We start from the raw sequence: 18360 nt of genomic DNA on the forward strand, positions 1-18360 counted from the left end.
CATATCATGTGCGGATCATCGGAACCTGCGTCCACGCACAACGGCCCCGATTGAGCCGCGCCGCCTCGCCCAGTAGGTTTCTGGGTACGACTGCGGCGAATCGCGTGGATCCGATGGAACCGAGTGCAGGCCAAACACGTCGAAGAAGGTATGGCGATACTCGGCGTGCCTAGGCCACCTAGGGTTCCGATCTGGGGATCGGACGAAGCGACTACGGAGGGGCCCCGTACTGATGACCAACACGAGCAGCACGCTTGGTGTCAAGACCGGTGAGCTCGGCAGGTTGAGCAATGAGCTTCAGGCGTCGACCGACGTCGTCAAGAATCAGATCAAGAAGATCAGCGACAACCTGTTCGGGCCGGGCGACGCCGGATCGAAGTACACGAGTAAGGGCAAGGACATTCAGGCCGGGCTGGAGGAGCTGCGCCAGCGCATCGATGACTGGTCGAACGCGAGCGGCGCCACCGCGGACGTGATCGGCGCGGCGGTGGTCAGCTACTCCACCGTGGACGAACAGCGTGCCAGCGAACTGAACAACAAGTGACCTGGGGGACCGAAGAATGACTTCCGATGCTCCTGTATCCAGCACTGTCGCTCAGCTGCTGGAACACGGATCGAAGATGCTGCGGTACTTCGAACACTTCGAGCCTCGCTATACGCGTGCCTTCGGCAGATTGTCCGGCGACCTGAAGAGCTATAAAGAGCTGCACGAGCGGTTCTATGAGCAGAACGGGCTGAACGAGGACAAACTCACGCACACGGTCGACGCCTTGAAAGAGGTTGTCAAGGCGATGCAAGAACAATACGGTGCGCAATCGAGGACATCGCAGAGCATTTCGCAGGTTTGGCAGGGTGATGCGGCGACTGCGGCGCTGAGCATGATGTCCACTCAGCTCAGGTTGGCAGACGCAGATGCCAAGATCGCTCAGGAAATCCTCGGGGCCTTCGAAAAGGCACCGCAGAGTCTTCGTTCAGCCGTCAAGATTAAGTCGGACCAGGTGCTCCATATTCTGGAGAATGGCGAAGAGATAAGGATCGGCGGCAAGTCGCCGGAGGATATAGACGCGATCATTTCTGGGGCCCAAGGGATCGGCTTGTCCAACAACTTGTCTGGAGAGACTGCGGTCAGAAGGATCGAACGGATCTTCCCGGATATGCGTGAGGGATTCGTAGATGGGATCAACTCAGCTGCGAACGACCTGATCTTCCGCGGTTTGACCATAGGAGGTACTCCTTATGCGGAAATGATCAAGGAGCGGTGCCAACACTGGCTGGACAACGTCTTCAAGCCGGACTACGCATCGAAAACAACGAAATTCCTCGAAGCCTGTAACCAGACGGATATCAAAGTCACCGAAGCATACGATCTGATCATCAACGCGGTGAAGAAGATCCCCGAGGAGTCGTATCCCCGACCTGCCGGGACACCCAAAGCCACCAACCCCTCGCCGGGAGATCCCGGCCCGGGTCCCAGCCCAGGTCCTAGCCCCGGTCCGAGCCCCGGACCCAGCAACAATCCTGGTCCGAGCACCACACCGGATGACACGACGACCGACGACGATGACGACTCGACGCAATCGACGTCGTTGGCGGGTCTCGCGAGCTTGGCCTCGTCGCTCTCTTCGGCGGCGAGCACCATTGCCACGGGCTTGACTTCGGGTCTGAGCGCGTTGAGCGGTGTCATTCAAGACGGCGTCGACACGGCGTTGGAACAGCTGGAAGAGGTCACCAAGCAGGCGGAAGACGACGCGAAGACCGACGAGGAGAACAAGGACGACAAGGCGAAGGCCGAGTTCGATCTCGCGGGCAAGCATCTGAAATTCGAAATGGGACCGGATGGTCAGCTGAAACTGGTCGCGACCGATGCCGATGGCACCTCGCACGAATACAACATGAAGTTCGACGAGAACGGCAATCCGGTCATCAGCGACACCGGGCAGAAGCCCGCCGAGGGTGAGGCTCCTCCCGGAGACGGCAAGCCCGCCGAGAATCCGGAGGGCGGTACCGGCAATCCCGGTGGGTCCACGCCGGTTCCGCCGGGTACCAAGCGGGAAGAGGATGGCGAGTACAAGCCGGAGCCGATTCCGGCGCCGGTCATCGAAGAGGACACCAAAGAACCGGAAGAACCTTTCGACAGCGGTGCGCAGCTGGCGGAGGCGGGACCGCTGTGATTCCGGCTCGCGCAGCATGATTGGGATCGGCTAGGAGTGCAGGCATGGTGAATTACGCCGAGGAGATGGACCGGATCGCTGACGAGTGCCGCCGGATATCCGCAGCGATCTCAGAAGATTTGATCGAGATAAACCGGAGGACGGCCGACAAGAGCCGCGAGCTCGCCGAGCAGTCCGCGGCCGCGATGCGCGAGTTCTGGGAAGAACACGGCGAGGAGATCGCGAAGGCCCAGGCCGAGGCCGAGGAAAGGGAACGGCAAGAGGTCGAGGCCAGGGCCGAGCAGGAACGGCTCGCGGCCGAGGCGCGGGAGCAGCGCGAGGCGATCGCCAGGTCGATCGCGGCGCGCAAGTCGAAGGGTGTCGTCACGCCGATCGACGAGGACGACGATCCCGAGTCGGAGTACTACCGACGGAAGAGTTGGTTGATCTGACGGCTGGGGGCATCTGAAAGCGGGGAGCGCCGCTCGCGTTCGAGTGGGCGGCGTGTCGCCTTACTTGCGCAGCAAGTGGGCGAGGGTGCCGATGGAGAGCTTCGGCTTTTCCTCTTCCTGCGGCGCGTTCGGGTCGACGAGCTGGGTGTGCGGGATGACGGCTTCCGGGTCGGCGAACGGCTTGTAGGTCTTGTCGCCGAGCAGGGTGTAGTTGAGGTAGCCGACGAGGAGCGCGCGGGTGGTGCGGGCGGTTTTTGCTTCGTGCTTGCCCGCGCCGAGCGCGGCCAGTGCGCGGCGGCCCTCGATGATGCCGTTGTGCGAGGCTCCGTCGATAGTGCGCAGCAGCGCTTCGCCGCCCCACGCGGCGGTGAGTGGCAACGCGTTGGAGCTGACGGAGGAGACGTCCGTCGCGCCCGCCACGATGAGCGCGGGGATCTCGAGGTCGGGGGCGAGCGTTTCCGCGGCGGGGGCGGTCGGCGCGGGGAAAAGGGCGGCGTACGCGGCGACCTTGCGCTGCGCCGCGGCGATCACAGCGGCGCCCGCGCCCATGCCGTGCCCGACCAGGGCGAGCTTGTCGGGGTGCACGCTGATCTCGCCGTCGCCGAGGCGAACACCGGTGCAGATGTCGAGGCTGGTGAGCAAGTCGGTCGCGAGGCCGAGGTGTGACGGAATCGGACCGCGCTCGGTGTCGGGCGCGGCGACGACGAAACCCCAGGACGCCAGGTGTTGCAGCAGGTCGCGATAGTTGCCGACGCCGGTGAGCCAGCCGTGCCCGAACGCGACGGCGGGCAATCCACGTCCGTTCTCGGGCGTATAGACGACCCCGGGCTGGCCCGCGATAGCCAGATTCCCCCGCAGCACCCGGTGCGGGCCGCGGCTGGTCAGGGTGCTCAGTAGCGATTTCACAGACGCCGACACGACGTGAACGTTAACCGATAAGTACTCTGGGGAGCCATGTGCGGAATCGTTGGCTACGTCGGGTACCGGGACGCGCTCGGCGTCGTCGTTGACGCCTTGCGCCGCATGGAATATCGCGGGTACGACTCCGCGGGCGTCGCGATCCTGGACGGACAGGGCGCTCTCGCGGTCGAACGCAAAGCGGGCAAGCTGGCCAATCTGGAGGCCGAGCTGGCCGAATCCGGGGTGGCGAGCTTCGCGGGCACCACAGGTATGGGCCACACGCGCTGGGCGACGCACGGCGCGCCGACCGACCGCAACGCGCACCCGCACCGGGATGGCAGCGGCAAGATCGCCGTGGTGCACAACGGCATCATCGAGAACTTCGCGCCGCTGCGGCGCGAGCTGGAGGACGCCGGGATCGAGCTGCACAGCGACACCGACACCGAGGTGGCGGTGCACCTGGTGGCCCGCGCTTACGCCGACGGCCCGACCGCGGGCGATTTCCCGGCCAGCGCGCTGGCCGTGCTTCGCCGCCTGGAGGGCGCGTTCACGCTGGTCTTCACGCACGCCGATCACCCGGACGTGATCGTCGCGGCGCGACGCAACACGCCGCTGGTGGTCGGTGTCGGCAAGGGCGAGATGTTCATCGCCTCGGACGTCACCGCGTTCATCGAGCACACCCGCGAGGCGGTCGAGCTCGGTCAGGATCAGGCCGTGGTGATCACCTCCGACAGCTACCGGGTCACCGACTTCGCCGGCGTCGAGGAAGGGGTGCGCACCCGCCCGTTCACCATCGACTGGGATCTGGCCGCCGCGGAGAAGGGCGGCCACGACTACTTCATGCTCAAGGAGATCGAGGAGCAGCCGACCGCCGTCGCCGACACCCTCATCGGGCATTTCACCACCGACGAGTCCGGCGGCCGGATCGTGCTGGACGAGCAGCGGCTCGCCGATCAGGAGCTGCGCGAGTTCGACAAGGTCTTCGTGGTGGCCTGCGGCAGTTCGTATCACGCCGGTCTGCTGGCCAAGTACGCGATCGAGCACTGGACGCGCCTGCCCGTCGAAGTGGAGCTGGCCAGCGAGTTCCGCTACCGCGACCCGGTCCTCGACCGGTCGACGCTGGTGGTGGCGATCTCGCAGTCCGGTGAGACCGCCGACACGCTCGAAGCGGTGCGACACGCCAAGGAGCAGAAGGCGCGCGTGCTCGCCATCTGCAACACCAACGGCGCGCAGATCCCGCGCGAGTCGGACGCGGTCCTCTACACGCGCACCGGCCCGGAGATCGGCGTCGCCTCGACCAAGGCGTTCCTCGCGCAGGTGGCGGCGAACTACCTCGTGGGCCTGGCGCTGGCGCAGGCGCGCGGCACCAAGTACCCCGACGAGGTCGCGCGCGAGTTCCGCGAGCTGGAGGCCATGCCGAAGCTGGTCGAGCGGGTGCTGGAGACGGCGCCGCAGGTGCGGGCGATCGCCAGGGAGCTGGCGCACGTGCCGACCGTGCTGTTCCTCGGCCGCCACGTGGGTTACCCGGTGGCGCTGGAAGGTGCGCTCAAGCTCAAGGAACTCGCGTACATGCATGCCGAGGGCTTCGCCGCCGGTGAGCTCAAGCACGGCCCGATCGCGCTGATCGAGGACGGGCTGCCGGTGATCGTGGTGATGCCGTCGCCGAAGGGCCGCGCGGTGCTGCACTCCAAGCTGCTCAGCAATATCCGCGAGATCCAGGCGCGCGGCGCGCGGACGATCGTGATCGCGGAGGAGGGCGACGACACGGTGCGTCCGTTCGCCGACGATCTGATCGAGATCCCCTCGGCGCCGACCCTTTTCCAGCCGCTGCTCTCGACCGTCCCGTTGCAGATCTTCGCCGCCGAGGTGGCGCAGGCCCGCGGCTACGACGTCGACAAGCCGCGGAACCTGGCGAAATCGGTGACGGTCGAATAGACATCGGCGTGGCGTGTCCTCCCGGCGAACCACCGATCCGCGAGCCGTCATGGCCGTTGGCCGCCTTGGGCGTAGACGACGACCGCGGCTGACGACCGAACCCCGCCGCGCTGCACCCTGACCACCTTCTGTCGAGCCGCCGACTCGGCTGGCAGAGTGCCGGCGCGCTGCGGAACCGGCAGCCGCGTGTCGCAACCGGCTCGGAGGCAAACGCCGACGGGCCGCCGACGCGGTGGTGCTCAGTCAGAGCGTGACGACCCGGCTGGTCTCTCGCCTCGAGGACCGCAGAATGCTCCAGCGCTACCTGTTCCCAGACGACCGTCGCGGCAGCGATCGGCAGAGGGCCAGCGGTTGCTCGATCAGGCTCGCCGAACCTCCGACACCGCGCTGTCCAGAGGTCGCGCCGACTCTGAACTCGCGTCGCTCGTCGCGGCAGTGGGGGCGCTGAACGCGGCATCCACGCGCTGGCCGGGCGTGTCGGCCGGGTATGACCGGAACTACTGCACGGTGACGGTGCCGCGCATCTCCGGGTGCAGGCTGCACAGGTAGCGGTAGGTGCCCGCCTGGGTGAAGGTGTAGCTCCACTCGCCCTTGTCGAAGATCGGGCTGTTGATGCCCATGGCCTTGTCGCCGATGCCCTGCACGGAGTGCGGCGATTTGTCGGAGAACTTCCAGGTGACGGTGTCGCCGACGCCGACAGTGACGTTATCGGGGGAGAACTTCATGTCGTCCACGTCGACGGTGACGGCGGCCGCCTTGCGTTCGCCGGTCGGGGCGGCGGTCGCCGACGTGGCCCGCCCGGTGGTGGTGGGCGCGGTGGCGGAATCGTCGGAGCCGCAGCCCACCAGCAACAGCGTTGCCGCCACGGCGAACGCGGTGACGAACGGAGCGGGCTTGACGCGGCGGACCATCGGCATGATGTCTGAGCCTAGTCGCCGGGCGAGCCGGGAACAGCCGGGGCTTGCGGCACGGCGGATTTCGCTGTGCCGGACGGTAGTGTCCGACATGCGGGCGGTAGGCCCGCGGCAAGCGGGTTCCGAACCAGTGGAGGCGCCGATGCCCGTTCAACGGGGCTATTTCACCGCCGACGAAGTGCGCGCGGCCGAAGCCGAACTGTTCACCAGGGTGCCCGAGGGTGTGCCCATGCAGCGCGCGGCGCACGGTCTGGCGACGATCGTCGCCAGGGAGCTCGGAGCGCGCGCGGGCGGTGTCGCCGGACGGGCCGTCACGCTGCTGGTCGGTTCAGGAGACAACGGCGGCGACGCTCTGTGGGCCGGAGCGAAACTGCGCCGACGAGGCGTGGCGGTGACGGCCGTGCTGCTCGATCCCGCCCGCGCGCACGCGAAAGGGCTTGCCGCGCTCCGCGCGTCGGGCGGCCGGGTGAGCGAGGAGGTCGGCGCGCCCGATCTGATCGTGGACGGCATCGTCGGCATCTCCGGCCGTGGTCCGCTGCGGCCGCGCGCCGCGGAACTCGTTGCGGGGGTGAACGTTCCGATCGTCGCTGCGGACCTGCCGAGCGGCGTCGACCCGGACACCGGCGCGGTGGCCGGGCCCGCCGTGCGCGCGGCGGTGACGGTCGCCTTCGGCGCGTACAAGCCGGTGCACGCGCTGGCCGCGCCGTGGTGCGGCCGAATCGAGTTGGTGCCCATCGGTTTGCGGCTCCCCGAGCCCGAGCTCGCCGCCCTCGAACCGGCCCATATCGGTGCGCGATGGCCGGTGCCTGGGCCGGCCGACGACAAGTACACCCAGGGCGTCACCGGAATCTGCGCGGGCAGCGCGACCTATCCCGGTGCGGCCGTGTTGTGCACGGGCGGTGCGGTGGCGGCCACCTCCGGCATGGTGCGCTACGCGGGTACCGGCTCGGCGCAGGTGCTCGCGCACTTCCCGGAAGTGATTGCGGCGCAAAGCGTGTCCGAGACCGGTCGGGTGCAGTCCTGGGTGTTCGGCCCGGGGGCCGGAACGGACGCGGACGCGCGCGAACGGCTCGAGCAGATCCTCGCCGCCGACCTGCCCGTGGTGGTGGACGCCGACGGACTGACCCTGCTCGCCGCCGCGCCCGAGTTGGTGCGCGACCGCGCCGCGCCGACGGTGCTGACGCCGCACGCCGGGGAATTCGCCCGGCTGACCGGGCAGGAGGTGGGCGCGGATCGCGTCGGAGCGGTCCGCGACCTGGCCGAGAAATGGCAGGTCACCGTGCTCCTCAAAGGCCGGGCGACCCTGGTCGCCGCGCCGGGCCGCCCGGTGCTGGTCAACGAGGCGGGCGGTTCATGGGCGGCCACCGCGGGCGCGGGCGACGTGCTCTCCGGCGTCATCGGCGCACTCCTCGCGGCGGGGCGTGACCCGGCGTGGTCCGCCGCGGCCGCCGCCCGTGCGCATGCCCTGGCCGCGAACCTCGCCGCCCACGAGAATCGCCCGACCGCCGCGCCCACTTCCGCGACCCCGCTTCTGAACCACGTTCGCGCGGCGGTACGCACCCTGCGTTCGTTGAGCGACTGAAGCCGCCCGACTCCTTGTAGAGCCGACTCGGGGGCGGCTCCGAGGAAGTGCCGTCGAGGTCGATGTTTCGGCCGGAGTCCGATCGAACGGTTGCCGCCCGCTCAACCGCAGCACTGGGCGACCAGCTGTCCTGTTCGCTCCGCCGCCGCGTCGAGTGCGGGCGCGGAGCGACGTGCGCCGATTGCCGAAGATTGGCTGCGCACGAGGACGACATCGACGAGGGTGAACGCCACCCTGGCGGACGTCGGAGTTTCACTTCTTCGGCCGCGCTCGGCCCATCGGAAAGGGCGTCGACACCGTGTTCCCGCCTCGCCCGCCGACGCCCGGCATTCCTCGATGACCTGCGGAATCGATACTCCCTCGCGAGGCGGATCCGCGGAATGGCAGGATCGGCAGCTGTGAGTGCGCAAGTGGAGACCGTTGTCGATCTTGGTGCCATTGCCCACAATGTGCGGGTTCTGCGTGAGTACGCGGGGGACGCGGCGGTGATGGTGGTGGTGAAGGCCGACGGCTACAACCACGGCGCGGTGGAGGTCGCGCGAGCAGCATTGGCGGCGGGGGCTCGGGAACTCGGCACGACCACGATTCCGGAGGCGCTGCAATTGCGGGCCGCCGGTATCGACGCGCCGATTCTGTGCTGGCTCAACAACTCCGACTCCGACTACGCCGCCGCGATCGCGGGCGACATCGAGATCGGCGTCTCCTCGCTGGCGCATCTGCGGTCGGTCGAGGCGGCGGCCCGGCGGGTCGGCCGGACGGCGACGGTCACCCTGAAGGTCGACACCGGATTGAACCGCAACGGGATCGCCCCGGACGAATACCCGCGGGTCCTCGCGGCGCTTCGCGACCTGGTGTCGGAGGGCGTCGTGCGCTTCCGCGCGATCTTCTCTCACCTGGCGCACGCCGACGAGCCCGACCACCCGTTCCTCGACGTACAGCGCGACCGGTTCATCGCGGCCATCGCCGCGGCCGAGCGGCACGGTCTGCCGCCGGAGGTCGCGCACCTGGCCAACTCCGCCGCCGCGGTCACCCGGCCCGACCTGGCCTTCGACATGGTGCGCCCTGGCATCGCGGTGTACGGCCTGAGTCCGGTCCCCGAGCTGGGCGACTTCGGCCTGCGTCCCGCGATGACCTTCCAAGCCAAGGTCGCCCTCGTGAAACGGGTCGCCGCCGGTGAGGGCGTCTCGTACGGACACCAGTGGATCGCCCCGCACGACACCACCGTCGCCCTCGTCCCGGCCGGGTATGCCGACGGCGTGTTCCGCCCGCTGAGCGGCCGTTTCGACGTGTGGCTCGGCGGCATGAGACGCCCTAACGTCGGGCGGGTGTGCATGGACCAGTTCGTCGTCGACCTGGGCGACAACGCCGCGGGCGTGGCGGAGGGCGACACCGCGATTCTGTTCGGCGGCGGCGCCGGCGAGCCGGGTGCGCAGGACTGGGCCGACCTGCTCGGCACCATCCACTACGAGATCGTTTGCTCGCCGCGCGGACGGGTCGCGCGCCGCCATATCGGGATGGATCCGGCTTGCCCGCGCTGACGCCGTGTGCTGGACTCGTCGGCGTGTGCCGCTGACAGGTGAGGGGATCTCGATGCGATCGCGACGTCCGAAAATATTGCGGGGCAACAACAATCACTCCACCATCTGGCGCGGTGGGATGGCGACCGCCGGTATGGTCGGCGCGCTCGCGAGCGCGCACGCGTTACGCCGCGCAGGGGCGAAGGTGCTCTGGCCCGCGCGTCGCGACGAATACCGCGACGAGAACTTCGCGCTCATGGCGGAGGACCGGGCCGGTGCGGTGATCGCCGAGGACGGTGTCCTGCTAGCCACCAGCGAATGCGGTCCGGCCGACGCGCCGCTGACCGTCGTCTTCGTGCACGGCTTCTGCAACAGCATGGAGTCCTTCCACTTCCAGCGGCGCGACCTGGAAGAACGCTGGGGTGGGCAGGCCCGCCTGGTGTTCTTCGACCTGCGCGGGCACGGACGCTCCGGCACGCCGGCAACGGAGAGCTGCACCGTGGCGCAGCTCGGCCGCGATGTGGCCGCCGTCGTCGAGGCGAGCGCGCCCACCGGACCGGTCGCGCTCGTGGGTCATTCGCTCGGCGGCATGGCGGTGCTCGCCGCGGCGGCCCAGTTCCCCGAGCTGTTCGCGCGCCGGGTGATCGCGATCGCGCTGCTCTCCACGGCGGCCGCCGAGGTCACCGCGGCGGGCATCACCCAGCTGCTGCGCAATCCGGCGATCGATGGTTTCCGGCTCGCGGTGCACACCGCGCCCGCGCTGGTGCAGGCCGGTCGATCCACGGTGCGACATCTGATCACGCCGTTCCTGCACGTCAGCTCGTTCCGCGGCCCCGTGAGCCCGACGCTGTCCAGGTTCACCACGCTGATGATCGACGACACCCCGGTGGAGACGATCGTGAAGTTCCTGAAAGCCATTGAGCTGCACGACGAATCGGCCGCCTTGCCGACGCTGGCCGGGCTCCCTGTGCTAGTGCTGGGCGGCGCGCACGACCTGGTCATCCCGTTCCGCAACTCGCGGGCGCTGGCCCGTGAGCTGCCGAACAGCGAACTGGTCCGTCTCGCCGAGGCCGCCCACATGCCGCATCTCCAGTTCCCCGACACCGTCAACGACGCGCTGCACCGGCTGCTGGTGCGCGCCGGGTTCGTCCGCGCCGAGGAGGCGGACGGGCCCGACGAGGCCACGGCAGGGTGAGCGAGGCCCGCCGCGGCGATCCCGAAGCTGCCGACGGCCGGATCGACCCACGCCGGTACGCTCGACGCGGATCAGCGGCAAGGCGAGAAGGGATCGGAGGCCGGCGGTGACGCAGCAACGGCGAACGCTGCCGACCGTGGAAGACACCGAGGCGCTCGGCCGCGAACTGGCGAGCGGACTCGGCGCGGGCGATCTCGTGGTGCTCGACGGTCCGCTCGGCGCGGGCAAGACCGCACTCACACGCGGCATCGCCGACGGCCTCGGCGTGCAGGGCAGGGTGAGCTCGCCCACTTTCATCATCGCCAGACAACATCGCGCGGGCAGGCGCGTCGGCGCCGCGCCGGTGCCGATGGTGCACGTGGACGCCTACCGGCTCGGCGGCGATCTGGACGCACTCGACGCGCTCGATCTCGACACCGATCTGCACGAGGCGGTGGTCGTCGTGGAGTGGGGCCTCGGGGTCGTCGAGCACCTGGCCGAGCGGCACCTGCGCGTCCTGCTGACCAGGGAACCGGAATCCGATGTGCGAACAGCGGTCTGGGAGTGGGTGGAGTAGACGCAGGTCACAGTGGGCGCGGGCCGGATCGGCCGCCGGGTTTAGCTACCCGGTAGCTCCGCACCGCCGTGAGGTACCACCCGGTATCGTTGGGCCAATCATGCTTGTACTAGCTGTCGACACCGCGACACCCGCCGTTACAGCGGGATTGGTGGAACTGGAGCAGGCCGCGCCCGATGCGGTCACCACGGCCGAGCTGCGTACCGTCGCCACGCGGGTCCGGGTCGATGCCCGCGCTCACGCCGAGGTGCTGACCCCGCAGATACTCGAATGCCTCACCGAGGCAGGCCGTTCCAGGACCGATATCGCCGCGGTCGTCGCCGGTGTCGGGCCGGGCCCGTTCACCGGGTTGCGGGTCGGCATGGCGACGGCGGCCGCCTTCGGTGACGCGCTCGGCATCCCGGTGTACGGCGTGTGCAGCCTGGACGCGATCGCCTCGGACGTCTTCGCTCAGGGCGAGTTCACCGCCGACGGCGAGCTGCTCGTGGTGACCGACGCGCGCAGGCGCGAGGTGTACTGGGCGCGTTACCGCGCCGGTCTGCGGGTCGCTGGGCCGGACGTCGTCAAGCCCGGCGCGTTGGACCACGACTCGGCCACGGCGATCGCGGGCTCCGCCTCGCACGTCGACCTGTTCGATCTGCCGGTGCTGCCGGTGGAGACGCCATCGCCCGCGGGACTGGTGCGCGTCGCCGCCGCCGAACTCCTCACCCGCGCCGTGCCAGAACCGCTGGTGCCGCTCTACCTGCGCAGGCCGGACGCCGTCGAGAACGCCTACCGCACGCTCGACAGGACGGGAGCGTGATGGTGGACGACGAAGTACGCACCGCCGCCTTCCACATCGTGCCGATGAACGTGGACGACATCGAGCGCTGCGTCGAACTCGAACAACTGCTGTTCCCGGAGGACGATCCGTGGCACGCGGTCGCCTTCCGCTCGGAACTGGCCGGACGGCACAACCGCTACATCACCGCGCGCGACGAGGACGGACGGATGGTCGGATACGCGGGCGTGGCGCTGCTCGGTGACGCCGCTCACCCCGAGGCCGAAGTGCACACCATCGGCGTCGACCCGAACTACCACCGCGCAGGCATCGGCACGCTGCTGCTGGAGGCGTTGCTCGCGGAAGCGGGCAAGCGCGGCGGACCGGTCTTCCTCGAGGTGCGCACCGACAACGCGCCCGCCATCGCGCTCTACGCCAAGCACGGATTCCACATCATCGGCTTGCGCAAGAACTACTACCACCCCAGCGGCGCCGACGCCTACACCATGCGCAGGCCGGAACTGACCGCGCTCCCGCTTCCCGACGAGGTGCTGTCGTGATCGTCATGGGCATCGAGTCCTCCTGCGACGAAACGGGAGTCGGCATCGTCCGCCGCCACCCCGACGGCAGCTGCGAGCTGCTCGCCGACGAGGTCGCGTCGAGCGTCGACCAGCACGCGCGCTTCGGCGGCGTGGTGCCGGAGATCGCCTCGCGCGCGCACCTGGAGGCGATCGTTCCCGCCATGCGCCGGGCGCTGTCGGCGGCGGGCATCGCCAAGCCCGACGCGCTCGCGGTCACCATCGGCCCCGGCCTGGCCGGTGCGCTGCTGGTCGGCGTCGCGGCCGCGAAAGCCTATGCGGCGGCCTGGGACGTGCCGTTCTACGCGCTGAACCACCTCGGCGGACACGTCGCGGTGGACACCTTGGAGCACGGGCCGATGCCGCCCTGCGTCGCGCTGCTGGTGTCCGGCGGGCACACCCATCTGCTGCACGTCACCGATCTGGCCGAGCCCATCGTCGAACTCGGCAGCACGGTCGACGACGCGGCGGGGGAGGCCTTCGACAAGGTGGCCAGGCTGCTCGGTCTGGGTTTCCCGGGCGGACCCGCGCTGGACGCGGCCGCCGCGAGCGGAGATCCGAAGGCGATCGCGTTCCCGCGCGGCATGACCGGGCCGCGCGACCCGCGCTACGACTTCTCTTTCTCCGGCCTGAAGACCGCCGTCGCCCGCTACGTGGAGGCCGCGCAGCGCAGCGGTGTCGCGGCCGAGGACCTGCCGATTCCGGATATCGCCGCGTCCTTTCAGGAGGCGGTCGCCGACGTGCTGACCATGAAGGCCGTGCGCGCCGCCCAGGACGTGGGTGTCGGCACCCTGGTGCTCGGCGGCGGCGCCACCGCCAACTCGCGGATTCGCTCGCTGGCCGAAGAGCGCTGCGCCGCGGCCGGTTTGACGCTGCGGGTGCCGAAACCACGGCTGTGCACCGACAACGGCGTGATGATCGCCGCGCTCGGCGCGCACGTCATCGCGGGCGGGGCGAAGCCCTCACCCCTCACCGTCGCGACAGACCCGGGGCTGCCGGTTTCGGTCAGCCAGATCGGCTGAGACCGTCGGGCCTGCCGATCTGGCTGTCCGCGGGGCGAATCGGATCATCTACCAGCGAAGGGCATTCCGTCCGGCGGTGATTCGCTCGGTCGAATCGAGCGTGCGGTTCAGTGGTGCGGAGCGAACTCGACCTCGAGCAGCGGCAGTGCGCTCGTCGTGCCCTGCCGGGCGGAGCCCGAGTTCGAGCGCGGCATCGGGATGGGAATCCTGGTGTGCGCGGGCGCCTGTGGCGGACCGCTCGCAGGCGGGGGCGCGGGGCTCGTCGACGGCCCGTATTCCTCGCGGTTCTGCTGCGTGGGCAACAGGGGATTACCGGGGGAATTCAGCAGCGGGCCGAGCAGCTCCGGGAACGGGATCGGCGGCAGGTTCGGATCGGGGCGCAGCGTCGGCTGGACCGACGGGATCGGCGCCGGTGTCGGTGTCGGCGTCGGGGTGGACACGGCGCCGGTGCGGGTCGACGGCAGGCCGACGTCCTGGGTGACCGGCGGCGGTGCGACGGTGGCCACATCGGTGGTCTCGCGGCCGCCGGAGGTGACGGTCCCCGCGCCCGTTTGCGGGGCCTGCGTGACCGCCGGCGTCGGCAGCTGGGCGCTGCTCGTCGTGCCCGCGGGCGAGACCTCCTCCTCCGACGTCGGCGCGAAGGTCTTGAAGCCGTAGCCGACTACGAGGCCGACCACCACGATGGCTCCCGCGAGGGTGCCGATGACCTTGGTGAAGGTGCCAGCGGGCGCGTCGCCGCCGAGCCCGGCCGTCACCGGAGACGCGGAAGGCTGCGCGGCGTCGGCCACCAGCGCGGCGCCCTTGGCGATGACCGCCTCCGGATCGTCGACGGTGAGCACCGGCACGTCGAGTGCGCGTTCGAGCGTCTCGAGCACGGCGGGGATGTTGGCGCCGCCGCCGATCACCGCGACCGCCTCCGGAGATTTGGGCGCCCGCGCGAATACAGCTTCGGTGAACAAGGCGGTGTCGCGCAGCAGATCTCCGATCAGTTCCTCGAAATCGGCTCTGGTGAGCTTGAGCGGACGGCCTGCGACGTGGTCGAGGGTGACCGCGGGCGCCACCGAAAGATGTTCCTTCGCGGTGCGGCCGCGGTTGGTCAGCATGCGGCGGTTCGGCCTGGTGCCGCGCCGGGCGTAGTGGAGGTCGACCAGGTGGTGGTAGATCAGGTCGTCGATCGCGTTGCCGCTGATCGCGTGGATGCGTTCGGAGCGAAGCACGGTGCCGTCGCCCTGTTCGGCGACGGTGACGCTCAGACCCGTCGCGCCGAGGTCGACAACGGCCACCGTCTCGTAGCGGTCGAGCAGCCCGGTGTGGCGCAGGAAGGTCAGCGCGGCAGTGCCTTCCGGTACCAGTTTCAGCTCGCGCTGTTTGCCGGTGGCCGAACGGATCACCTGCGCCTGCTCTTTGCTGCGGTAGGCGACGGCGACGCTGGTCGGCGGCTTGCCCGCGGCCGCTTCCAGCCCGGCCGATCCGGTGCCGGCGAACCGGACGCCGACCGGCTGGGCGGGCCACGCGATGTCGTGCGGCACTTGCTGACTCGGCAGCTGGGTGGTCATCAGGTCGATGGAGGACGCGACGAGATCACCGACATCGGAATGGGCCGCGTCGGCGGAAACGACTCGGTAGTCGAAGCTTTGGGCGCCGTTCGGCGCGGTGGCGACCAGCGCCGAGCACACGACCTCGTTCCCGGCGGAGATGCCGAGGGATGTTCGCATGTTCACCTCCCTTCGAGCGGATGGTCATCGTGTCGCCGACCATCTCGAATGGACTTCCGGACCGTCGCGTGGTCGGCGAGCGATCCGGACTCGGGATCCGGCCGGACCGACGTCCGGGTGGGTCGCGAGAACCGGCCTTGGATCACGTGTGGGCTTGCCCTCTGGTGAAGCTCTGTGGCGCAACGGAATGTGTGACGCCGTGCTGGTTCTTTCGTAACGCTCGATGCCTCCCTCGGACGCCGGTTCGTGATGAACTCGGCGGCCGAGGTACGACCGTCGTCAATACTGTCACAATCCGTTATCCGAACGTTACAGATTTCGCGAACCGATGGAAAGCCCTGAGGGCGTGGGGCAACCAACCCTGGTGAGTGCATATCCGAACCAAGGCGGGCGCCGAGCGGGGCGTCGACGCGCATTGGCACCGCCCGGCCTTGAGCGCTGGCACTCTCGTGTATAGAGTGCTAGTGGCACTGGTGAACGTGGACGGCCGGGTAACCGTCCGCCCTCCGCATTCGCCGGGTGTCAGCAGTTGTGACTACTGAGCAGGGGTCCCGGCACCCGCGACGACGGGGCTATGCGCAGGGTCAGCACCGTGACCGAACCGATGGTCCGGGACAACAGTTCCGGACGACCGTAAATCCCCTGAAAGTGGAGGGCTCAACGTGGCGAGCGTGAACATCAAGCCGCTCGAGGACAAGATCCTCGTCCAGGCCAACGAGGCCGAGACGACGACGGCCTCCGGCCTGGTCATCCCGGACACGGCGAAGGAGAAGCCGCAGGAAGGCACCGTCGTTGCCGTCGGCCCCGGCCGCTGGGACGAGGACGGCGAGAAGCGCATCCCGCTGGATGTCCAGGAGGGTGACGTCGTCATCTACAGCAAGTACGGCGGCACCGAGATCAAGTACCAGGGCGAGGAGTACCTGATCCTGTCCGCGCGCGACGTGCTGGCTGTCGTCAGCAAGTGACCGCGCTCGGCGCGATCCGGGTCGGATCGCGCTTCCCGGCCACGCCCGGGATCGAGTCGTAACGACGTTGCCCCGGTTCCCCTCCCAGCGGGGCCGGGGCAACGTCGTTTCAGCCCACCGGGCGGCGTCCGCACGGCCCCACCGGGCCGGACCCCGCCCAGGCATCCAAGGAAAAGGACTTATGGCAAAGCAGATCGAGTTCGACGAGAAGGCTCGCCGGGCTCTGGAACGCGGCGTCGACAAGCTCGCCGACGCGGTGAAGGTCACCCTCGGCCCGCGCGGTCGCCACGTGGTGCTCGCGAAGGCGTTCGGCGGCCCGACCGTCACCAACGACGGCGTCACCATCGCGCGCGACATCGACCTCGAGGATCCGTTCGAGAACCTGGGCGCGCAGCTGGTCAAGAGCGTCGCCACCAAGACCAACGACGTCGCGGGCGACGGCACCACCACCGCGACCGTGCTGGCCCAGGCGCTGGTGCGCGCCGGCCTGAAGAACGTCGCGGCGGGCGCCAACCCGATCGCGGTCGGCGCCGGCATCGCCAAGGCCGCCGACGCGGTCTCGGAGGCGCTGCTCGCCGCGGCCACCCCTGTCTCCGGCGAGAAGGCCATCGCGCAGGTCGCCACCGTGTCCTCGCGCGACGAGCAGCTCGGCGAGATGGTCGGCAAGGCGCTCACCACCGTCGGCAAGGACGGCGTCGTCACCGTCGAGGAGTCCTCGACGCTGGAGACCGAACTCGTCGTCACGGAGGGCGTGCAGTTCGACAAGGGCTACCTCTCGCCCTATTTCGTCACCGACGCCGACACCCAGCAGGCGGTGCTCGAGGACGCCCTGGTGCTGCTGCACCGCGAGAAGATCAGCTCTCTGCCGGACTTCCTTCCGCTGCTGGAGAAGATCGCCGAGAGCGGCAAGGCCGTGCTGATCATCGCCGAGGACGTCGAGGGCGAGGCGCTGTCCACCCTGGTGGTCAACTCCATCCGCAAGACCCTCAAGGCCGTCGCGGTGAAGGCGCCGTTCTTCGGTGACCGTCGCAAGGCGTTCCTCGACGACCTGGCCGTGGTCACCTCGGGCACCGTCGTCAACCCTGACCTTGGCGTCACCCTGCGCGAAGCCGGTCTGGACGTGCTCGGCAAGGCCCGGCGCGTCGTCGTCACCAAGGACGACACCACGATCATCGACGGTGCGGGCTCCGCGGCGGACATCGCCGCCCGCAGCGCGCAGCTGCGTCGGGAGATCGAGGCCACCGACTCCGACTGGGACCGCGAGAAGCTCGAAGAGCGCCTGGCCAAGCTGGCAGGCGGCGTCGCGGTGATCAAGGTCGGCGCGGCCACCGAGACCGCGCTCAAGGAGCGCAAGTACCGCGTCGAGGACGCGGTGAGCGCGGCCAAGGCCGCGGTCGAGGAGGGCATCGTTCCCGGCGGCGGCACCGCGCTGGTGCAGGCGGGCGCCAAGCTCGTCGAGCTGCGCGACTCGCTGTCCGGCGACGAGGCCGTCGGCGTCGAGGTGGTGCGCAAGGCGCTGCAGGCGCCGCTGTACTGGATCGCCACCAACGCGGGTCTGGACGGCGCCGTTGTGGTCAGCAAGGTCGCCGAGGGCAAGGAGGGCTTCAACGCCGCCACCCTCACCTACGGCGATCTGCTCACCGACGGCGTGGTCGACCCTGTCAAGGTGACCCGTTCCGCGGTGGTCAACGCCGCGTCGGTCGCGCGCATGGTGCTCACCACCGAGAGCGCCGTGGTCGACAAGCCCGCCGAGGAGGCGCACGACCACGGGCACCACGGTCACGCGCACTGACACGTCGAGCGTGTGAAAGGCCCCCGGATGCCCGCATCCGGGGGCCTTTTCGTCGATTATGGGAGCCGGTGCGTTCGGCAAGCCGGAGGGCGGCGGATCGTGAGAGATGACAAATCGTCGGGTCGCTCGCGCGGACGGGACCGGCGCTTCGCATCGCGACGCGGCGGGACACGGCCCTGTGCCGAGACTTCCAGCGGACGCGACGGTCGCGCGCGTGAGCTCCGGCGGGATGGCGAGCGACCGCGCACGGAAGCTTCGGCGGGATGGCGAAGGGTCCCTCGGGCGATCGGCGCAGGGCGCGCGAGGTCACCGGAAGACGGTGCCAGG

General features: G+C 69.3%; 16 protein-coding genes. 13 read left to right on the plus strand and 3 right to left on the minus strand.

Annotated elements, in window-relative coordinates:
- Positions 1–232: 232 nt before the first annotated feature.
- The 3 genes from NX1_RS10410 to NX1_RS10420 are packed head-to-tail and all read left to right on the plus strand — an operon-like array spanning position 233 to position 2602.
- Positions 233–544, plus strand: coding sequence for a hypothetical protein (locus NX1_RS10410; protein ID WP_068057063.1), 312 nt, complete (start codon positions 233–235; stop codon positions 542–544).
- A gap of 16 nt (positions 545–560) precedes the next feature.
- Positions 561–2171, plus strand: a complete 1611-nt coding sequence (locus tag NX1_RS10415; protein WP_157119656.1) for a hypothetical protein — start codon at positions 561–563, stop codon at positions 2169–2171.
- 44 nt (positions 2172–2215) lie between these two features.
- Entirely contained in the window at positions 2216–2602 is a 387-nt protein-coding gene (locus tag NX1_RS10420; RefSeq protein WP_068057067.1) for a hypothetical protein, read from the plus strand.
- 60 nt (positions 2603–2662) lie between these two features.
- Here NX1_RS10420 and NX1_RS10425 read toward each other — a convergent pair whose 3' ends face one another.
- Complete coding sequence (locus NX1_RS10425; RefSeq protein WP_068057069.1) at positions 2663–3520, minus strand: dienelactone hydrolase family protein; 858 nt, start codon at positions 3518–3520, stop codon at positions 2663–2665.
- Between the two features lie 36 nt (positions 3521–3556).
- On the opposite strand from NX1_RS10425, the gene glmS reads away from it, so the two are divergent.
- Complete coding sequence (gene glmS, locus NX1_RS10430) at positions 3557–5437, plus strand: glutamine--fructose-6-phosphate transaminase (isomerizing) (RefSeq protein WP_068057071.1); 1881 nt, start codon at positions 3557–3559, stop codon at positions 5435–5437.
- Positions 5438–5934: 497 nt separating this feature from the next.
- Here glmS and NX1_RS10435 read toward each other — a convergent pair whose 3' ends face one another.
- The gene (locus tag NX1_RS10435; RefSeq protein ID WP_068057073.1) at positions 5935–6354 is read right to left on the minus strand and encodes a cupredoxin domain-containing protein; all 420 of its coding nucleotides are present in this window, start codon (positions 6352–6354) and stop codon (positions 5935–5937) included.
- Positions 6355–6493: 139 nt separating this feature from the next.
- On the opposite strand from NX1_RS10435, the gene NX1_RS10440 reads away from it, so the two are divergent.
- The 7 genes from NX1_RS10440 (at position 6494) to tsaD (ending at position 13561) form a co-directional block, all read left to right on the plus strand.
- Positions 6494–7933, plus strand: coding sequence for an NAD(P)H-hydrate dehydratase (locus tag NX1_RS10440; protein WP_068057169.1), 1440 nt, complete (start codon positions 6494–6496; stop codon positions 7931–7933).
- Positions 7934–8313: 380 nt separating this feature from the next.
- Entirely contained in the window at positions 8314–9471 is a 1158-nt protein-coding gene (gene alr / locus NX1_RS10445) for an alanine racemase (RefSeq protein ID WP_068057075.1), read from the plus strand.
- A gap of 52 nt (positions 9472–9523) precedes the next feature.
- Positions 9524–10645, plus strand: coding sequence for an alpha/beta fold hydrolase (locus tag NX1_RS10450; RefSeq protein ID WP_373864873.1), 1122 nt, complete (start codon positions 9524–9526; stop codon positions 10643–10645).
- A 106-nt stretch (positions 10646–10751) separates the two neighbouring features.
- Entirely contained in the window at positions 10752–11201 is a 450-nt protein-coding gene (gene tsaE, locus NX1_RS10455; protein ID WP_068057077.1) for a tRNA (adenosine(37)-N6)-threonylcarbamoyltransferase complex ATPase subunit type 1 TsaE, read from the plus strand.
- Positions 11202–11301: 100 nt separating this feature from the next.
- Positions 11302–12003, plus strand: coding sequence for a tRNA (adenosine(37)-N6)-threonylcarbamoyltransferase complex dimerization subunit type 1 TsaB (tsaB, locus tag NX1_RS10460; protein ID WP_068057079.1), 702 nt, complete (start codon positions 11302–11304; stop codon positions 12001–12003).
- Positions 12003–12521 carry a ribosomal protein S18-alanine N-acetyltransferase gene (rimI, locus tag NX1_RS10465; protein ID WP_068057081.1) on the plus strand — a complete coding sequence of 173 codons (519 nt, stop codon included), beginning with the start codon at positions 12003–12005 and terminating at the stop codon, positions 12519–12521. The genes tsaB and rimI overlap by 1 nt, the downstream gene beginning before the upstream one ends.
- Complete coding sequence (gene tsaD, locus NX1_RS10470) at positions 12518–13561, plus strand: tRNA (adenosine(37)-N6)-threonylcarbamoyltransferase complex transferase subunit TsaD (RefSeq protein WP_068057083.1); 1044 nt, start codon at positions 12518–12520, stop codon at positions 13559–13561. Before rimI ends, tsaD begins: the two co-directional genes overlap by 4 nt.
- Before the next feature lie 107 nt (positions 13562–13668).
- Here tsaD and NX1_RS10475 read toward each other — a convergent pair whose 3' ends face one another.
- A complete protein-coding gene (locus tag NX1_RS10475; RefSeq protein WP_068057085.1) occupies positions 13669–15276 on the minus strand; it encodes a DUF7159 family protein in 1608 nt (535 codons plus the stop codon).
- Positions 15277–15938: 662 nt separating this feature from the next.
- Here NX1_RS10475 and groES point away from each other — a divergent pair.
- Positions 15939–16241, plus strand: coding sequence for a co-chaperone GroES (groES, locus tag NX1_RS10480; RefSeq protein WP_068057087.1), 303 nt, complete (start codon positions 15939–15941; stop codon positions 16239–16241).
- 181 nt (positions 16242–16422) lie between these two features.
- Positions 16423–18033 carry a chaperonin GroEL gene (gene groL / locus NX1_RS10485; protein ID WP_068057088.1) on the plus strand — a complete coding sequence of 537 codons (1611 nt, stop codon included), beginning with the start codon at positions 16423–16425 and terminating at the stop codon, positions 18031–18033.
- Positions 18034–18360: the final 327 nt, after the last annotated feature.

This window comes from Nocardia xishanensis NBRC 101358, from assembly GCF_001613365.1.
In the GTDB taxonomy this organism is placed as follows: Bacteria; Actinomycetota; Actinomycetes; order Mycobacteriales; family Mycobacteriaceae; genus Nocardia; species Nocardia xishanensis.